The organism is Archangium lansingense (genome assembly GCF_026626635.1).
Classification (GTDB): domain Bacteria; phylum Myxococcota; class Myxococcia; order Myxococcales; family Myxococcaceae; genus Archangium; species Archangium lansingense.
In genome coordinates this window covers 925,190-942,332 of record NZ_JAPNKA010000001.1, presented here as the reverse complement: position 1 = coordinate 942,332, position 17,143 = coordinate 925,190, and the positions used below count along the sequence as shown (strand labels likewise).

The 17,143-nt window shown below is 67.8% G+C and carries 16 protein-coding genes; 8 read left to right on the top strand and 8 right to left on the bottom strand.

The genetic code is table 11. The features are described 5' to 3' along the window. Positions 1-6: 6 nt before the first annotated feature. The 3 genes from OV287_RS03775 to gloA all read left to right on the top strand — a co-directional run bounded on the left by OV287_RS03775 (position 7) and on the right by gloA (position 3,491). On the top strand, positions 7-744 hold the full coding sequence (locus OV287_RS03775) for a hypothetical protein (protein ID WP_267532593.1): 738 nt from the start codon (positions 7-9) through the stop codon (positions 742-744). A gap of 98 nt (positions 745-842) precedes the next feature. Then, the gene (locus OV287_RS03770; RefSeq protein WP_267532592.1) at positions 843-3,083 is read left to right on the top strand and encodes a patatin-like phospholipase family protein; all 2,241 of its coding nucleotides are present in this window, start codon (positions 843-845) and stop codon (positions 3,081-3,083) included. Between the two features lie 21 nt (positions 3,084-3,104). Further along, positions 3,105-3,491: a lactoylglutathione lyase gene (gene gloA, locus OV287_RS03765; RefSeq protein WP_267532591.1), complete on the top strand. Its 387-nt coding sequence runs from the start codon at positions 3,105-3,107 to the stop codon at positions 3,489-3,491. 415 nt (positions 3,492-3,906) lie between these two features. Here the strand turns inward: gloA and OV287_RS03760 are convergent, their stop codons facing one another. The 6 genes from OV287_RS03760 to OV287_RS03735 form a co-directional block, all read right to left on the bottom strand. Continuing rightward, positions 3,907-5,298, bottom strand: coding sequence for a hypothetical protein (locus OV287_RS03760; RefSeq protein WP_267532590.1), 1,392 nt, complete (start codon positions 5,296-5,298; stop codon positions 3,907-3,909). 234 nt (positions 5,299-5,532) lie between these two features. Further along, on the bottom strand, positions 5,533-6,456 hold the full coding sequence (locus OV287_RS03755) for a hypothetical protein (protein ID WP_267532589.1): 924 nt from the start codon (positions 6,454-6,456) through the stop codon (positions 5,533-5,535). Between the two features lie 80 nt (positions 6,457-6,536). Further along, complete coding sequence (locus tag OV287_RS03750; RefSeq protein WP_267532588.1) at positions 6,537-6,755, bottom strand: hypothetical protein; 219 nt, start codon at positions 6,753-6,755, stop codon at positions 6,537-6,539. A gap of 111 nt (positions 6,756-6,866) precedes the next feature. Then, on the bottom strand, positions 6,867-7,085 hold the full coding sequence (locus tag OV287_RS03745; RefSeq protein ID WP_267532587.1) for a hypothetical protein: 219 nt from the start codon (positions 7,083-7,085) through the stop codon (positions 6,867-6,869). A gap of 2 nt (positions 7,086-7,087) precedes the next feature. Beyond that, a complete protein-coding gene (locus tag OV287_RS03740; protein WP_267532586.1) occupies positions 7,088-9,337 on the bottom strand; it encodes a hypothetical protein in 2,250 nt (749 codons plus the stop codon). Between the two features lie 350 nt (positions 9,338-9,687). After that, positions 9,688-11,829: a dipeptidyl-peptidase 3 family protein gene (locus tag OV287_RS03735; protein WP_267532585.1), complete on the bottom strand. Its 2,142-nt coding sequence runs from the start codon at positions 11,827-11,829 to the stop codon at positions 9,688-9,690. A 131-nt stretch (positions 11,830-11,960) separates the two neighbouring features. Between OV287_RS03735 and OV287_RS03730 the strand changes: the two genes are divergently transcribed. The 5 genes from OV287_RS03730 (at position 11,961) to OV287_RS03710 (ending at position 15,971) form a co-directional block, all read left to right on the top strand. Continuing rightward, positions 11,961-12,764 (top strand): alpha/beta fold hydrolase, encoded by an 804-nt coding sequence (locus OV287_RS03730; RefSeq protein WP_267532584.1) that lies wholly within the window; start codon positions 11,961-11,963, stop codon positions 12,762-12,764. A 10-nt stretch (positions 12,765-12,774) separates the two neighbouring features. Next, complete coding sequence (locus OV287_RS03725) at positions 12,775-13,482, top strand: AzlC family ABC transporter permease (RefSeq protein ID WP_267532583.1); 708 nt, start codon at positions 12,775-12,777, stop codon at positions 13,480-13,482. Beyond that, on the top strand, positions 13,479-13,763 hold the full coding sequence (locus tag OV287_RS03720; RefSeq protein WP_267532582.1) for an AzlD domain-containing protein: 285 nt from the start codon (positions 13,479-13,481) through the stop codon (positions 13,761-13,763). Before OV287_RS03725 ends, OV287_RS03720 begins: the two co-directional genes overlap by 4 nt. Positions 13,764-13,840: 77 nt before the next feature. Further along, entirely contained in the window at positions 13,841-14,518 is a 678-nt protein-coding gene (locus OV287_RS03715) for a GNAT family N-acetyltransferase (RefSeq protein WP_267532581.1), read from the top strand. A 106-nt stretch (positions 14,519-14,624) separates the two neighbouring features. After that, positions 14,625-15,971, top strand: a complete 1,347-nt coding sequence (locus OV287_RS03710; RefSeq protein WP_267532580.1) for a haloacid dehalogenase-like hydrolase — start codon at positions 14,625-14,627, stop codon at positions 15,969-15,971. Positions 15,972-16,016: 45 nt separating this feature from the next. Here OV287_RS03710 and OV287_RS03705 read toward each other — a convergent pair whose 3' ends face one another. Together OV287_RS03705 and OV287_RS03700 are read right to left on the bottom strand one after the other, a co-directional pair. Further along, the gene (locus tag OV287_RS03705) at positions 16,017-16,418 is read right to left on the bottom strand and encodes a response regulator (protein ID WP_267532579.1); all 402 of its coding nucleotides are present in this window, start codon (positions 16,416-16,418) and stop codon (positions 16,017-16,019) included. 219 nt (positions 16,419-16,637) lie between these two features. Continuing rightward, positions 16,638-17,042 (bottom strand): response regulator, encoded by a 405-nt coding sequence (locus OV287_RS03700; protein ID WP_267532578.1) that lies wholly within the window; start codon positions 17,040-17,042, stop codon positions 16,638-16,640. Positions 17,043-17,143 lie beyond the last annotated feature (101 nt).

The window sequence follows — 17,143 nt, the reverse complement described above, 5'->3', positions numbered from 1 at the left end:
ACCCCCATGCGACTGAGCCACGTGCAGGCCCTGCTGGACACCTCATTCCAAGGTGTGGAGGAGGGCGCCGCCCGGATGTACGAGCCCGAGGACCCCCGCTTCGACGAGCGCCCGAGCGCCGTGTGGCTGGAGTACCGCTGGTACGTGCACGAGCGGGGGCTCGCCGAGGTCTTCGTGAAGTGGAGGCGGGTGGAGAAGGAGGCCTGTGCCCAGGAAGAGGTGTCCGTGCTGCGCATCCACCTGCTGGGGCACTCGGCCACGCTCACCGGGAGGGCGCGGCGGGTGGTGGAGGCGGGCACTCCCTCTCAGGGAAAACTGCTAGAGCTGCTCGGCGCGGATGGGGTGAAGCGCGAGTGCAGCGCGGCGGGGCCCACCGGCATCACGCTCGAGCACTGGCCGCCCCCGGCCCCCCAACCCATGCTGCCGGAGGAGACGTTCCAGGCGCTCTCCGCGGTGCTGGTGCACCCCGAGTCCTCCGTCGAGGAGCGGCACGAGGCGGTGGATCGGCTGTGCCGCGAGCGCAGCCTGCGCGTGGTGCACACGCTGCTGGCCGCACTGGAGGTAGGCCCCTCGCTGTCCGCGCTGCGCCGGCTCTCCGAGTGGGGCGAGCCAGGCGCCCTGCCCCACCTGGAGCGGGCACTCGCGGCCGTGGCCCCGGACAACCCCGCGGACCTCTGGGCGCTCACCGCGCTGCAGCGCCGGTTGCACGCCTGGGAGACGATGACACGCGCTCTCGCTGGATGAGGGGACCCTCCCCGGAGACGGAGCCGACCGTGCACCAGCCCACGCTCCGCTCTGCTCGCGTCGCGCGAGCCTGACTTCCGGGCGTAGCATCCCCGGACATGCGCAGGCTCTGGTACTGGTGCGGGCTCTACTGGAAGGGGGAGACGTTCCAACCCCTACGCCCTCTGCTCGAATGGCTGTGGCGCTACCCGTTTCTGCTCCTCTTCCTGGTGGTGCCGCTGGTCGCCGTCTGGGGAGGACTGGCGGCACTGGGCCTGCCCAACCTCTTCCTCCACGAGGAATGGAAGAAGGCGCTCCTGGCGGGGCTCGCCTCCGGGCTGCTGTTCGGCAACATCTGCTTCATCGGCTACTTGCTGGATGCAGATGATGCCTGGGCCCTGGCGCGCGCAAAGCGCCTCAATGGCAAGGAGAGGGCACCTCCTCCCATCACCTGGTACTTCTTCCACACGTGGACCTATCCGGTGCTGGGGTTGACGCTCACCGCACCGGCCCTCTTCAAGAACCCGTGGAGACCCGCCTTCGCCGGGGGCGTGCTCCTCGCGGCCATCATCGTGCTCGGGTGCACCCGCTACCTGGATCGCCATGGCGAGCGCATCCGGAGCCAGGATCTGCTGGACCGCTATGTCTTCTCCCGGCTCACGCGCTTCCACCCCGAGCTGGACGACCCGCTTCACAAGAAGCTGCACACCTTCCAGATGCTGCTCTTCGCGCTGCTCGTGCTCGCCTATGTTCTCGCGGCGGTGCTGGGGCCCCGGGAGCTCGGCCCCTGGCTGCCCCCTGCCACTGTCGTCTGCATCGCCCTGGGCATCGCCGCCAGCATCTACGGCGCCATCCGCTTCTTCTTCCAAGAGCGTTTCCCGGGCGCGCTGCTCCTGGCGATAACCGTCTTCCTCGTCTTCATGAAGGGCTGCACGGACGAGGCCATCTACGAGGAGCTGAAGCTCGACTCGGCCCCGCCCTACGACGACAACCAGCTCGCGGATCCGGGGCGAGCCGAGCTCCTGGATGACGACGCAGCGCTCGCTGCGTGGCTACAACGGATGCGAGCCCAACCTCCCCCGGATGCGCCTGCCTGGCCCGAGATGCGGCCCGAGACCCAGCCAGAGACGTTGCTGACGGCCAGTGAGCGCGACCAGTGCCCGGCCGGACCGCGGCCGAAGCTGATGCTCATCACCACCAGTGGAGGGGGCATCCGTGCCGCCTTGTGGACGGCGCTCGTGCTGACGCGGCTGCAGCGGGAGATTCCCGGCTTCTATCGGTACGTGCGGCTCATCTCCGGGGCTTCCGGCGGCATGGTGGGCGCGGGCGCATGGGTGGCGGGACTCACCGAGCAGGGCCCCACCGACGAGGCCGCCGCGAACCTCCCATACGGAATCCAGCAGGACAGCCTCTCGCCCGTGACCCTCACGCTGCTGCTGCCCGGCCCCGAGGGGCGAGAGCGGGCGATGGAGGACGCGTGGATTACACACACGAACGGGCTGCTCGCGCGGACCTTCCTGGACCTGCGGCCAGGGGAAGCGGAGGGCTGGCGGCCCTCGCTCGTCTACTCGCCCATGATTGTGGAGGATGGACGGCGCCTGCTCGTCAGCAACCTGGCCCTCAGCTCGCTGATGACAGCAGACGTGAACACACTGGGCTCGAAGAAGCTCACCACGCCCCTGTCGCTCTCCGGGGTGAACCTCTTCCGGCTCTTCCCAGGCAAACAGAAGGCCCTGAAGGTGGCCACGGCGGCGAGGATGAGCGCCTCCTTCCCCTATGTCAGTCCCGCCGCCTGGCTGCCCACCCAGCCGCGGGTGCGTGTTGTCGACGCGGGCTACTACGACAACTACGGCGTGGACGTCGCGGCACACTGGCTCCACCAGCACCTCACGTGGCTGCGCCGGTGTACCTCCGGCGTCCTCGTGCTCCAGATTCGCGACCAGTTGAACGACGTGCAGCGCACCCGGTTGGCCCTGACAGAGCCGAGCGCCGTCGTCACCTGGCTGGCGGGCCTCACCTCTCCGCCCGAGGCCATCCTGAGCGCGCGGGAGGCGAGCATGTCCTTCCGCAATGACGAGATGCTCGAGTTCCTCAATGGCGACTTCAACCACGACCGGCCCTGCTTCTTCACCACCATCGCCTTTGAATTGCGTGAGAACGCGCCCCTGAGTTGGGTGCTGACCCGGAAGGAGGCCCAGGACATGCACAACGAGGTCGCGGACACACCCATCAGCGACCGCGTGGAGTTGGTACGCAAGTGGTTGAGCACCGGCGCCGGCCCCCAGACGCCCCAGACAGTCTGGGAGACGCCCCTGTGCCCGAGCGAAAAACCCCAGAATGAACCCCTGGCAGCGCCCTGAGCGTCATGCCATGTAACGCCGATGCGAATCCTCCACACCATGCTGCGCGTGGGCGACCTGGACAAGTCGCTCGACTTCTACACCCGCGTCCTCGGAATGCAGCTGCTGCGCCGCAAGGACTACCCGGATGGCAAGTTCACCCTGGCCTTCGTGGGCTATGGCCCCGAGGACACCCACCCGGCCCTGGAGCTCACCTATAACTGGGGCACCTCGAAGTACGAGCTGGGCAATGCCTACGGCCACGTGGCCCTGGGGGTGACGGACATTCACGGCACCTGCGACGCCATCCGCAAGGCCGGCGGCAAGGTGGTGCGCGAGCCGGGCCCCATGAAGCACGGCACCACCGTCATCGCCTTCGTCGAGGACCCGGACGGCTACCGGGTGGAGCTCATCCAGCAGGGCTCCTGAGCCCTACGGTAGCCGCCGCTCCAGCGACTTCCACCGCTCGTCCCCCACCGGCGGAGGTACTCCACCTCCTGCTCGTGGGTGGTGAAGTCGGTGCGGTCGCTCCAGCGCTCGAAGGAGCGCTACTGCTGGAGCCAGCGCGCCTCATCCCGCAGGGCCACGGGGTGGAGTTCGCGCGCGTAGCCGTCAATGAGCTTCAGCACCTCCCCACCACCCGCTGCCCCTCATGTCCCCCTCCCCGCCGTGACGGGAGGAGCAATCACTCCGTCACGAGAGGAGTACCCGGACGAAAGCTGGAACAGCGACCCCTCGGCTGCCTCCCTCCCCTCCTCACCGAAGGGGCATCAGGGCAGGTCAAACCCGCTCCGTCACCGTGTCCAACACGGGCACGCCCGGCTGGCTCGCCTTGGAGGTCGCGTTACCGGCTGAGCTGGAAGGAGCCGTCGGCCACCACCAGCAGCTCCACCGCGGGCGTGGCCTTCGCGCCGAACACGGCCAGCGCGGTGCCCTGGGCGCGCACCGCCGCCGCGTAGGCCTGGTAGGCCTCCGCCGTCTTCGTGGCCAGCATCGAGACATCCACCGCGTTCGACGACACCGCCGTGGAGACGGCAGCGTCCAGCGTGGCGTTCAGCGTCGCCGCCGCCGTCACCGTCGCCTGCACCGCCGTGCTCAGCACGAGCTGGTTCGTCGTGTTCACGCCGAGGTAGCGGCCCAGCACCGAGGCCTGCACGTTGGTGCGCCCCGCCAGGCCCGCCTCGAAGCTCGCGAAGGCCTGCGCCGCCGTCGCCGCGCTCGTGGACGAGCGCACCTGGGCCCGCAGGGTGGTGCTCGCCGTCACTGCCTGCTGCTTCACGTCATCGGCCGCGTTGGCCGCCGCGAGGATGGCCGCCAGCGCCGCCCCCGAGGCCCGCGCCTCCATGCCCGCCGAGGCCCTCAGCGTCGCGTCCACCAGCGGCTGCGCGTCCTCCGCCGACAGCCGTGCCTTCACCGTCGCCCGGAAGGAGGCGCTCGCCGCGCGCTCGCTCTGGGCCTGCTGCTCCACCTTCGCGCCCAGCCGCTCGGCCGCCGCGCGCAGGTCCGCGTGGAAGGTGTCATAGGCCTGCTCCACCGAGCCGCCCGCATCCAGCGCCACGTTCAGCGCCGCCGCCGCCGCCAGCTCCTGCTCGAAGAGCGCCGTCTGGCTCGTCTGCACGCCCGCATTGGCGTACATCTCCAGCTCCGCCTGCTGCGCCGCGCGCACCGCATCCGCCAGCGCCTTCACCCGCGAGCGGAAGGCCTCGTTGGTGGAGGCGCCCTGCCGCGCCGCCGCCGCCATGTTGGCGTTGAGGCGGGCGCGCACGTCCACCATGTCCACCGTCTCCGCCTCCGGCTTGTCCATCATCATCTGCACGAAGACCTCGGCCTCCAGCGAGCTCTCCGAGTCCATGGGCGGCGCCACCGCGTCCTTGCCCTCGGTGGTGGCCTCGAGCAGCGCCGAAGCCACCACCTGGCCCGAGGCATCCACCGCCTCCAGCACCAGCTGCGCCTCACCCGCGGGCACGTCCAGCGTGTAGCGCCCCTGGGCCTCCAGCCTGGCCTCGGCCACCACCGTCAGCTCGCCCTTGGGCCCCACGGCCTTGGCGCGCACCTGCGTCGCCGCCGTCACCGTCCCCGAGCCCCCTAGCCGAGCCGCTCCCGCCACCACCGCCTGCGGCTGCGTTCCCTCGCCGTCCGTCACCCGCCCCTTCACCTGCACGGTATTTCCACACCCGGTGCCCAGACCCAGCACCACCACCGCGGCCCAAAGGTTGCGAAGCGTCGTCGTGTTCAAGGTCATCTCCTCACGCACAAGGCGCCACATCCGGCCATCCGGCCCGGCCCCGGAAAGGGCGCTCTGGCTCTGTTTGACGGAAGGGCTTCGGATTGGATCAACCGCCTCTGCCCCGCGGGTGGGCGCCCAACCGACAAACCAGGACACACGTCTGGATGGCTGGCACGGGCGAGCATGCGCTGGCTCGCCTGCTTGCCCTGCCTCATCCAACACTTCCGTGAGGAACGACGGCGCCTACGCCTTGCGGGTGACGGGCTCCCAGTTGTTCGTAACGAGCTGGAGGAGCTCCACGCCGAGCAGCTCAGGGTAGCGCTGCAGCCAGGAGGTCCGCTCGGGAGTGACGGGCGCTCCGTTCCACAACACACGCCCCCCGGCGCGCGCGCGCAGCCGCACGGCCGCCTCGAAGGTGGTGTGCGCCGTCCGCGCGAAGGGCTCCTCCCCCCACTGGGGCCAGATCAACATGTCCTGCGGAGCCTGGGGATTATTGATGGAGAACCACGTCACCGGCTGGCGGGTGGCCTTGTCGAACCAGAGCCCTTGCGTGCCCCGGACCTCCACGCCCTGGCCTTCCGGTGGCTCCGCCAGCAACTGCTCCATCGGTGGCAGATTCGGGTACTCGAGCACCAGCGCCAGCAAGTGGGGAGCATTGTCCTGGTTGCCCGCGGGGAACTCGAGAGGCATCCGGAGGTTGGGATGGAGCTGCGCGCGGTTCTGCTGCCAGGCACGGGCCAGGTCTCGCGCATAAGCGCCCTGGGCGTCGGTGAGCTGGCGCACGGAGTCCCCCGTCACCTCACGGCCGTGCACGCCCTCGAAGGCGCGCAGTCCGAGCTGCTCGGTGACGAGCGCCGTGAAGGAGAGCAGCTCGAGCAGGTTGGCCATGAAGAAGGGGCTGGTGACACTCAGCGAGAGCTGGATGGTGCCCATCTGGGGACCGTTGTTGGGCCACACGCCCGCCATCAACAGGGGGGCCAGCGCTGGGGCCTCTCCCGCGCGGAACACCCAATGGGAGCCATCGGGCCGGCTCGCCACTTGGATGGGACGCGAGCGCGCGAGCAGCTCCAGACAGGCACGCAGGTTCTCGAGGGTGAGCTGGTCCGGCGCACCGGACTGGACATCCTCGATGCGGTGGTGGGAGGTCAACCAGACGGAATAGGGCATGGGAAGGTTCCTTGGCGGAGGAAACTACCCGAAGGAAACCCACGCCGTGCCAGTTTCAGGAGGCCAGGGGTGGGACCGGCTCAGCCGCCAACATTGCGCAGGACGCTCGTGGCCTGCTCGTGGTCACCCTTGAGCATCTTGGTGATCCACTCCGAGAGCTCCTGCTCCTTCTGCATCTTCATCTGCGCCGCGAGGAAGGGCTTCATCTCGTCCGGAGCCGAGGCCAGGACGTCCTGCTGGGCCTTGGAGAGCGACGACAAGGAGGTGACGACGCTGTCGGGAAGTCCTTTGACGCTCATGCTTCGTGACCTCGGGGGGCGGGGGCCGGGCCATGCACATGACATGGTCCGACGGGAGATTATCGGTTTCCCGCTCCAGGAGTTGCTTCCATCCGCCTGCGGGGAGAGCCACTACAGGAGGGACGCCTTCAGGCCGAAACGAGAACACTTCTTCCTCGTGCACTTCCCCTCCTCATCCAGTTGCCTTCCGCACGCCTTGCAGAAGGCTACGACGAGCGTCTCGGCAGCGGCCTTGGTCTTTCCTGCGACCTCCTGGCCGCAATTCCAACAGAAGTGCGTTGATGCGGTGTCTTCAGCCGGGGCATCGGTCGTTGGCTTCTTGGCCGCCATTTTCACTCCTTTTCACCAAGCACTGCAGACACTGGGACAACCAACGTAGCACCTACGGTCCAACCAAACCGGTCACGGTTGTTGAACGAGAACGGCATGGCGAAGCCAACGTGCCCCTCCAACCCGATGTCCTTGCCCCACATTCGCGGAGCGCCCAGCGTGAGGCCCGTCAGCCAGTAACGCTCGTCCTCGCCCGTATCCGCCACCGTGCGCACCAAGGCATCGAGGAAGCCGCCGGCGAAGAGACCGAACTCGAGTTGAGTGGAGCGGCCATTGTACTTGTAGAACGCGAGGCCGAATTTATCGACCACGGTCAAAGCCCCATATCCGTCTCGCCAGACGCTGTTGCTGGTGAGCGGCATGATGTAGTTGGCCCCTAGGAGCTTGTCGGAGAATCGCCGAAAAACGACTCCTACATACCAACCATAGCGGTGTGTTTGAGTCGCACTACCCCTCATGTAGTGGGTAGCCGAGGTATTCCGACAGGCTCCTAGACCCACGTTGAAGATGAAGGGCATGGAATCCAGAGACCTCGACTGCGCGAGTGAGGTGTAGGTGCGCGTGGCGAGCTCTTCCGCCGTGCTCTCTTTGAACCCTTGTTCCCAAAGGAAGTCGGCGATGGGGAAGTAGGCGCTGCGAATCAACACGAGGGCGACGCAGGCACCGACCTTGCTGTCCGTGAAGACCTCGAAGATGCTCGTCGTCCTCCGATCCTCCTCACACGCCTTCTCCGTGACCCCAAGCATGGAGCTGGAGCGCCTGTCCACCTGGGCGACGAGCAGATCGACACCAAAGCGAGCCAGGCTCTTCCTGGCCACGTCGTCACGTCCCTCGACGGTGAAGGCCGCCACACGCAACAGTTGGCCCACTTCCAGCTCACGCAAGGAGGACTGCGTGGAAGTGAGCGCCTGGAGCCCTTCGAGAAATCCGGAAGTTGCCTCGGCGAGGCGCTCCGCGCGTTGTGCGCGCAAGGCCGGGGTCAACCCGGTAGCGGGAATGGCGTACGGGCTCACATCCGAAGCGATACTGACTGCCCGGGACTTGAACGCAAAGCACACAGTACCCGCGGCAGGATGCGAATAGGCCTGGGGACTCAAGAAGAAGAGGATGTCCTGCACCTCGCAGACGGTGAGCGCGTCCTTGAGAGGACGTAGCTTCTGGATCCGCTTGCTCGGATCGGTGGGAGCAGCCTCTTCCGCCTCGAGGTCACGGAGCATGAGGGCTCGCACCGTCAACTGCCTCACGGCGAAGGCCACGATACGCCGCACCGCATCGTCGAACACGGCCACGTCCGAGTTGCGCACGTAATCGAGAAGAGCGGCAGCCGCCAGGAGGGGAACGGCATAGCGGGTGATGCCGTTGTAGACGACGAGGGCCGAGTATTCGAACGCCGCGTTCTGCCGGAGCATCGTGACGGTCTGCGCGGCGGTCCCACCACCGGCAGGGGGACTGGGGCACGCATAGCTCATGAGCTTCTGGTAGGGCGTTGCATCGACAGGCTCCCCCTTCAGCAGCGCCCGGCGCTGTTTGTCGATAAAGCCTTTTGCTCGTACCTGCGTCCACTCATTGAAGGCATCCAGGGGTTGACCGCAGTCCTTGAGCGCCTGGGCGAACTCCCCGTCGTTGGCGGCCGAAGCGAGGGCGTGGCCGAAGTGGGGAGTAGGGGGGAGCGGGTTGTATTTGATGAGCTCCTGCACCGTGTCCTCGTCGTGGAGCTGCTTCTCGAGGAACTCGGCTGTCGGACGGAACAGTCCTGACTCCATTCCTTGCTCGAGCAGCTCCGCGAAGTTGAGCAGATAGCTGCGCAGGTCAGCCCGTTGCACCGTCGGGGACGTCATGACCGCGGCCAGGGCCCGTGCTGCGTCGGCGGGCACGACGGCCTGCCCAGCCGAGACACGCGCGATGACCCGGTCGATGACGTGACAGTCGGTGTCAATTCCCAAGGAGGCGGGCGTGCCGCAGCCCACCACGCCGAGCGCGTCCTTGAGGTCTTTCACGGCCTGCTCGGTTCCCGGCTTGCACCTGCTCGAGACGACGCTCTGCTCCGCCAGGCCTTCAGCGAGGCACTGAATCAGGGGCGCGAGCTTCTCCGTGTCTTTCCCCGCCGCGTCCTCACCGGAAATGGGAGACAGGACCTCGTACAACAGCAGGTTGACGGAGCTCTCCACGAAGAAGTTGTTGAGGGTCGCCTTGAAATGCGCGGCATCCTTGGTCAGCGCGGCGCCAAAAGCATCGCTGAGTGCACCCGCCACGGCCGGACAGAGGGGCTGTTCCGGTGGACAGGATTTTTCGATTTGCTCGCGCACGACCTGTTCCGCCAGTCGACGAGAGACTGTTCGGAACCGATCGCTGACATAGACGGGGAGGGGCTCACCGGTAGGCGTTTCAGCAGCTCGCGCCGGACTGGCCATACAGCAGGCCACGATAAATACGGCCATCCACCGCTGAATCCGCTGGGCCTCCAGCATTCGCGATCCCCCCCTTTGGGTTTATCTCATCTTATCACTTTCTGTGAAACGGAAGCCACATAATGTCCGGGCTGCTCATGAACGGCAGAACCAGCCACTGAAGCTCGGCCTTCTCGGCCTGGGTCTGCGCCTCTTCATGGGGAGAGGGGTTGTCTCGGAAGCTTCCGGTACTCCTCCGCGAGCGCCTCCGGGGTGGCCGCCAGCCTCGCCGCTACCCGCGTGGCCTCCGCCGGGGTGAGCCTGCCCAGCACGCTGCGCTCCAGGTGCTGCTCGATGAAGCCCTGGTCGTGCCGCACCTTCACGTCCACCACCTGCCCCTTCCCATCCACCACCGGCACCAGCCTCGGCGAGATGAGCAGCACATCCGCCGGCACCTCCACCGCCCGCACGCGCGCCACCACCTCGTCGCGCAGCTTCGGGTCGAACCGGATGCCCTTCTCCTGCACCAGCTTGCGGATGCCCTCGTAGTCCCCCGTCGCCTTGATGACCATCAGCTTCGAGAGCAGCTCTCCCACCGCCGCACGCATCTTCCCGTAGTCCACCACCACCCAGGAGGTGCGCCCCGGCTTCCCCTCCCCTCCGCCCTCCGTCACCTGCGTCACCGAGCCCTTCTCCATCAGGAAGTTCACCGCCATGTGGTGGCCTCGCTGGTGGTCCTCCTCGAAGGCGTCTCCCTCCGGCACCTGGTTGAGGTTGGTCAGCCCCTCCACCAGGTAGTCGCGGTACATCTGCTCGGCGATGCGCTCGTGCTCCGGCGACAGCGCGGCCAGCGACGGGTCAAACGCGTGCCAGAGCGCCACCAGGTCCGCCCGCGCCTCCTCCAGCGTGTTGTCGTACTCCTTCAGGTAGCGCGAGGGGCCGCCCTCCAGCTTCGGGTCCACCTGCCCCGAGGCGTGTCCCAGCACCTCGTGGAACGCCACCAGCCACTTGCGCGCGGTCACGGAGTATTGGCGAGCCTTCGCGGCCTCCTCGGGCGTGCGGGAGAACTCGATGGCCAGCGGCAGCCGCTTCATCGCCGCGGCGGCCTCCATCACGTTGCTCACCAGCACGCTCTTGCTGCCGTACTTCTCGCGGATGTGCTGCTCGTTGGGCAGGTTGATGCCGGCGGGCGGTCCCGGGTAGCTGGTCACCAGGTTGATGGCCTTGGCCACCGGCGTCGCCACCTTCTTGCGTTTGTACGCGTCCGGCCAGGGCATCCGGTTCTCGAACTCCTGCGCCCGGCGGGCGATGAGCTCCATCACCCGATTCTCCCGCGCATCGCGGTAGTTGATGAGCGCCCCCCACTGTCCCTTCTGGCCGCGCGCGTCCACGTACGTCTCGATGAAGCCGATGTTGGCGTCCACCATCGGGTTCGCCTTCAGCCAGGCGATGTTGTACGCGTCCCAGTCCTTCAGGTCGCCCGTCTCGAAGTAGCGCACCAGCTTCTCGAGCGCGGCCTTCTGGTCCTTCGGTGCGGACTTCGCCGCCTCGCGCAGGTGGGCACTGACGCGCGAGAGCTCCTCCGCGTACAACCCTCGCGGCACCTTCCCGTCGGGCGTCCCGGCGCGGAACACCTGCTCCACCAGCTTCCCGTCCACCTTCACCACGCGCGAGTTGAGCGGGTTCTTCTCCTGGAAGCCCTCCAGGTCCTTCAGCGTCACGCCCCGGCCATACGCCGTGTTCGCCGAGGCGGTGAGGAGGTCCTTCCCCGGCGGGGGCGCCTTCGAGGTGAGCTGCGGCTCGAAGTCCGCATCGAAGAGCGAGGGCTTCAGTCCACCCAACCACGCCTTCAGCGCCGCCTCGTCCTTCACGCCCAGGGGGGCCCCGGCCTTCAGCGCCCGCACCGCCGCGGCCTCCAGCTCGGCGGGGGTGAAGTCGGGGACGAACTTCTGGCCCGTCGTTTGCTCATGGTTGCCCGTCTGGCCGTAGAAGCGCGCCAGATAGTCCGCGAGCTTCGCGTCGAAGGAGCCGGGCTCCGCGTGGCCCTCGCGGCCGAACAGATACACGCTCTCCAGCAGCCGCTTGAGGGCCACCGCGTCCCAGCCGAGCTGGTCATAGCCAATCTCCTCACCCGCGTGCGCCGCGAGCGAGAGGTGCCAGGCCACCCGCTTCTCGTCCCGGGAGAGCGCGGGCACGCCCGGCGCGAACATGCGGACGATGGCGTCATGGCCGAGCCGCGCCACGAAGAAGGACTGCGCGGTGGAGGAAGTGGCCTCGGCGGCAGGCGTGCTCGAGGCCGGGGTGCGAGCGGGCTGCGGAGTGGCGGCGAGCGCCGCCGCCAGGAAGAGGGCTTTCATGGGGGCTCCGGGGAAACGTTCAGCGGGGAGCACGGGTTAGCACCCGGGGGCGTCCGCCACCAGCGGCGGCCGATGCATACCTTCTCCCTGGCATGACCACTCCAACTCCACCCGTGCGGGATTTCGCTCCGGTGAACGGAGCCCGCCTGCACTACGAGCTCCAGGGCGACGGCTTCCCGGTCGTGCTGCTTCACGGTGGCCTGCTCGACATGCGCCTGTGGAACGAGCAGGTAGGGCCCCTCGCCCGGCACTTCACCACCCTGCGCTACGACTTGCGGGGCTTCGGCTCGTCGGACGTGCCCGAGGGACAGCCCTACGCCCCCTACGAGGATCTGCGCGCCCTGCTCGACTACTTCTCAATGGACCGGGTCCACGTCGTCGGGCTGTCGCTCGGCGGGCGCGTCGCGCTCGACTTCGCCCTGGCCTGGCCCGAGCGAGTCTCCTGCCTCGTGCTCGTGGCGCCCGGCATCCAAGGCGCTCCGCCCGCTCCCGAGGAGAATGTCTGGCTCACCGACCTCCTGGACTCGGAGAGGGGAACGGATGCCCGGGCCGTCGCCGAGGCGTGGCTCGAGAGCGACTACCTGGCCTCCGCCATGGCCCGGCCCTCGCTGGCGCCCGTGGTGAGGCAGTGGACGCTCGACAATCGCGGGTCCCTGGCGAGCGCGCACCTCGCTCGATTCCTGTCGCCCCCGGCCTATACCCAGCTTGAGCACCTCCTCGCGCCCACGCTCGTCATGGTGGGAGACAGGGACAACCCCGTCATGCTGCGGAACGCAGAGGTGCTCGCGCGGCGCGTGCCCGCCCTCACCCGCGTCACCCTCCCCGGCGTGGGGCACCTTCCCAACCTGGAGCGCCCCGACGACTTCAACCGCGTCCTGCTCGACTTCCTCATCGCGCAGGTTTCCACGAGACCCCCGACGGCCCACGTCCCGTAGAGTCTCGGGCATGACTCCGTTTCTCCGAGACCTCTCCCGGGGCTTCCGGGCGGTCGTTCCCTTGTGGTTGGGGGTCGTCCCATTCGCCTTCGCCTACGCGGTGACGGCACGCAACGGCGGGCTGAGCTTCCTCGAGACGCAGCTCATGAGCGTGCTCGTCTTCGCCGGTGGCGCCCAGTTCAGCGCCGCGGGCCTCTTCGCCGCCGGAGCCACCGGTGTGGAGATCATCCTCACCACCTTCCTGCTCAACGTGCGCCATGTGCTCTACGGCATGTCCCTCACCCGGCAGGTGCGAATGACGGGTGCGCAGCGGCTCGTGGCGGCGCACTTCCTCACCGACGAGGCCTACGGAGTGACCCTCACCTCCGGGGAGTCCTCCTTCGCCTTCCTGCTCGGCGCGGAGCTGAGCATCTTCGTGCCCTGGAACCTGACCACCTGCGCGGGAGCACTCGCCGGACAAGCGATTGCAGACCCCACGCGGCTCGGGGTGGACTTCGTCTTCCCACTCGCGTTCCTCGCCCTGCTCGTACCGCTGCTGAAGGGCTGGACCGAGGTGCTCGTCGCGGGGTTCTCCGGACTGCTGGCGCTCGCCGTGTCGCGGGTGGCACCCGGTGGGCTCGCCGTCCTCGTGGCGGGAGTCGCGGGCAGCCTGCTCGGCGCCCTCTTCACCACGGATGAAGCCTCGCGCACCGGGCCCGCCCAGGAGGAGACGCCATGAGCGCGCTGCCCGTAATCCTGGGAATGGCAGGGGTGACGTACGCCTCGCGGCTCGTCGGGCTGTGGCTGCATGCGCGCGTGCCCGCCTTCTGGATGCGCTTCCTGCGCTTCGTCCCCATCGCCGTGTTCGCCGCGCTCGTGGTGCCCGCGCTTCCGGGCGAGCGAGGAGAAGCCACGGCCCGCTTCCTCGCCGCCGGGCTCGCGGCGCTGGCGAGCTGGCGCTTCCGCAAACTCTGGCTGGGGCTCGCCACCGGCATGACCGCGTACTGGCTGCTGCGCTGATCCAACACTCCCTCCCGGGGGGCCTTGACGCACCGCGGCATCACCCCTGATGCTCGGGTGTGAAGGGGGTACTCGGGATGGACTCACCGCGTCGCTTCGATGCCCAGTGGAGGGAACGGCTCACGCTCGCCGATGGGAGCCAGGTGGAGCTACGGCTGGTACGGCCGGAGGACGCGGAGCTGCTGCGCCAGGGCTTCGAGCGCCTCTCGCCGCGCTCACGGCTCGGCCGCTTCCACAGCCCCAAGTCGCGACTCACCGAGTCCGAGGTGCACTACTTCACCGCGGTGGACGGGGAGCAGCACCTGGCGCTGGGTGCGGTGCGCCAGGGGCCCGAGGGGCAGGAGGAAGGCTTGGGAGTCGCCCGGTTCATCCGGCTGGCCCAGGACTCCGAAGAAGCCGAGGCCGCCATCACCGTGGTGGACACGGCTCAGGGCAAGGGGCTCGGCCGCATCCTGATGGAGCGCCTGGTGGAAGCGGCGCGCGAGCGCGGGGTGGAGCGCTTCGAGTTCCTGGTCCTCCCGGGGAACGCCGCGATGGTCCGACTCCTCGATGAGCTCAACCCGGATGGCACGCAGGTGCGGAAGGAGGAAGACGCGCTCTGCTTCACCCTCCCGCTGGCCACCACGCCCCGCCGCAAGTGGAACCTGGTGTTCATCCTGCTGGGGCTCGCCGCCCAGGGAGCACTGAGCGTGCTCGGGCCAGCGCGGGAGCGAACAGAAGAATCCGAGACAGTCCGCCCTCCTGGCGAGCCCTGAGCATCCCGGCCATTCCGGGGACTCCTCTATCATCCGGTTGCCGCGAGTCCGGGGGGGGCTTCGAGGCCATTCCTCCATCGCGGCCCTCCAACACAGGAGAAACCCCATGCCGCCCTTTCCTCGAAGCCGCGCAGGTTTCCGCCTCTCCACGCTCGCCCTGGCCGGATGGCTCGCCAGCGGTGTCCTCGCCTGCACGGGCCCGCAGGGTCCCGAAGGTGCTCCCGGCCCCGAGGGCACTCCGGGGAAGGACGGCGTACCCACCCCGGTGCGCCTCCTGGACGACAAAGTCGGACGCTGGCTCCCGGAGAACCGCACCCGGATCAACGCGCTGATCTCCACCCTGGGCATCGCCAGCGCCACGTTCGACCCGAAGAACCGCCCCGTGGCCGTGTTCGACTGGGACAACACCGTCGTGAAGAACGACCTGGGAGACGCCACCTTCTTCTGGATGCTCCGGCACGACAAGGTGCTCCAGCCCGCGGACAAGGACTGGAGCACCACCAGCCGCCACCTCACGCCCGAGGCCCGCGCGGCACTCAACGGCGCGTGTGACGCCGCCGCCTCCCCGGGCGAGCCCCTCCAGACGCGCACCCACGCGGACTGTGCGGACGAGCTCGTCAGCATCTACAACCGTGGCCAGACACGTGCGGGCCAGGCCGCCTGGAGCAACCCCGTCACCCTGACGCTCAACACCTCCTATGCCTGGGCAGCGCAGCTCCAGGCCGGCTACACCCCCGAGGAGGTGCGCGCCTTCGCCCGCTCCGCCTACGCCGAGAACGCCTTCAACCCACCGGGCACCACGCAGACGGTGGGCACCACCACGGGGCTCGCCTACCACGTCCAGGTGTACGAGGAGATGGTGGACCTCATCGAGACGCTGCAGGCCAACGGCTTCGACGTCTGGGTGGCCACTGCCTCGCCCCAGTTCGTCATCGACGCCGTCTCCGAGGAGCTGACCGGCATCAAGCCCAACCGGGTCATCGGCATCCGGACACTCACAGACGCGCAGGGCCGCGTGACGGCCCACTTCCAGGGCTGCGGCACCGTGGCCGATGGCGCGGACACGCTCATCACCTATGACCAGGGCAAGCGCTGTTGGATCAACAAGGTCATCTTCCGCCAGTCCGCGGACAAGCAGCTCACGCGGCAGCCGGACTCGCGCGCGCGCCAGGTCTTCGCGGCCGGGGACTCGGACACGGATCTCGCCTTCGTGCAGGACGCGACGCACCTCAAGCTGACCATCAACCGAAACAAGGTGCAGCTCATGTGCAACGCCTATGCGAACCACCAGGGCTCGTGGCTGGTGCAGCCCATGTTCGTCCAGCCTCGCGCTCAGCAGTCGGCCAGCTACCCCTGCACCACCGCGCTGGACGCGGCCGGACAGCCCATCACCGACGAGGCGGGCAACGCCTTCACCCAGAACTACGCGGACAACGTCTACGCGCTGCCCTGAGCGGGACGACCCTCACCCCAACCCTCTCCCAAAGGGAGAGGGAGCTCAGGCAACGAGGTCGTCCTGCTCCTCGGGCAGCGACAGGTGGCGGCGCACCACGGATACGAGCGAGTCGATGGAGACGGGCTTGCGGACGAACTCGGAGGCGCCCACCTCCAGCGCACGCTGCTCGAGGTCCGGCGCCTTACCGCCGGTGAGCAACAGGATGGGGACGCGGTTCACCTCGGTCCGCGCGTTCGCACGCACCTGGCGCACGAATTCCAGGCCGGTCATCCCCGGCATGTTGAAGTCCGCGATGACGAGGTCCACGGGGTTGGAGCCCAGCAGCTTCAGCCCCCGATCCGCGCGGTCCGCGTCGAGGAAGTCCAGCTTCAGCTTCATCAAGTAGACCTTGAGGATGTGCCGGATGGTGTCGCTGTCATCGACGAGCAATACGGTGCGATTCATGGGCTTCTCCCGCGAAATCCCTGACACCCCTCCCACAGCCAACCCATCCCCAATCCCTCACAGCTTCAAGGGCTGACATGTGCCGGGCGGTGACAAGAGCGGTAGAAGATAGAATTCCGGAAGATCCGGCGTATGTCGACCCAAGGGCACCAAGCGGTGTTCAGCAACCGACTGCACTCAAGGAGTCACGTCCCCCACGGCACCGGACCTTCACGTACCTCAAGCAACAAGGTGGTCCACGACCTTGGCCGTCGGGAGATGTCGGCGCACCACGGCCGCGAGCGCATCAATGGAGACGGGCTTGCGCACGAACTCGGAGGCACCGGCCCGCAGGCCCCTGGCCTCGAGGTCCGGCGCCTTCCCGCCGGTGAGCAGCACGATGGGCAACCGACGCACCAGCTCCCTCTCACTTGCGCGAGCCCGGCGCACGAACTCCAGCCCATCCATTCCGCCCGGCATGTTGACGTCCGCAATCACTAAATCCACGCGGTGTGTCTCCAACAGCTGCAATCCCTGCTCGGCCCCGCTCGCGTCGAGGAAGTCCAGGTTCAGCTTCATCAGATAGATTTTGAGGATGTGCCGAATGGTATGACTGTCTTCTACGAGCAGAACGGTGTGCTTCACGAGAACCCCCTCGACTTGCCTGGATTTAATCCATTCCGCGTTTCCCTCCGCTTCGCCAGTCACAGTTCCCAGGAGAAGGTGTGACGACGAGGATTGAACAA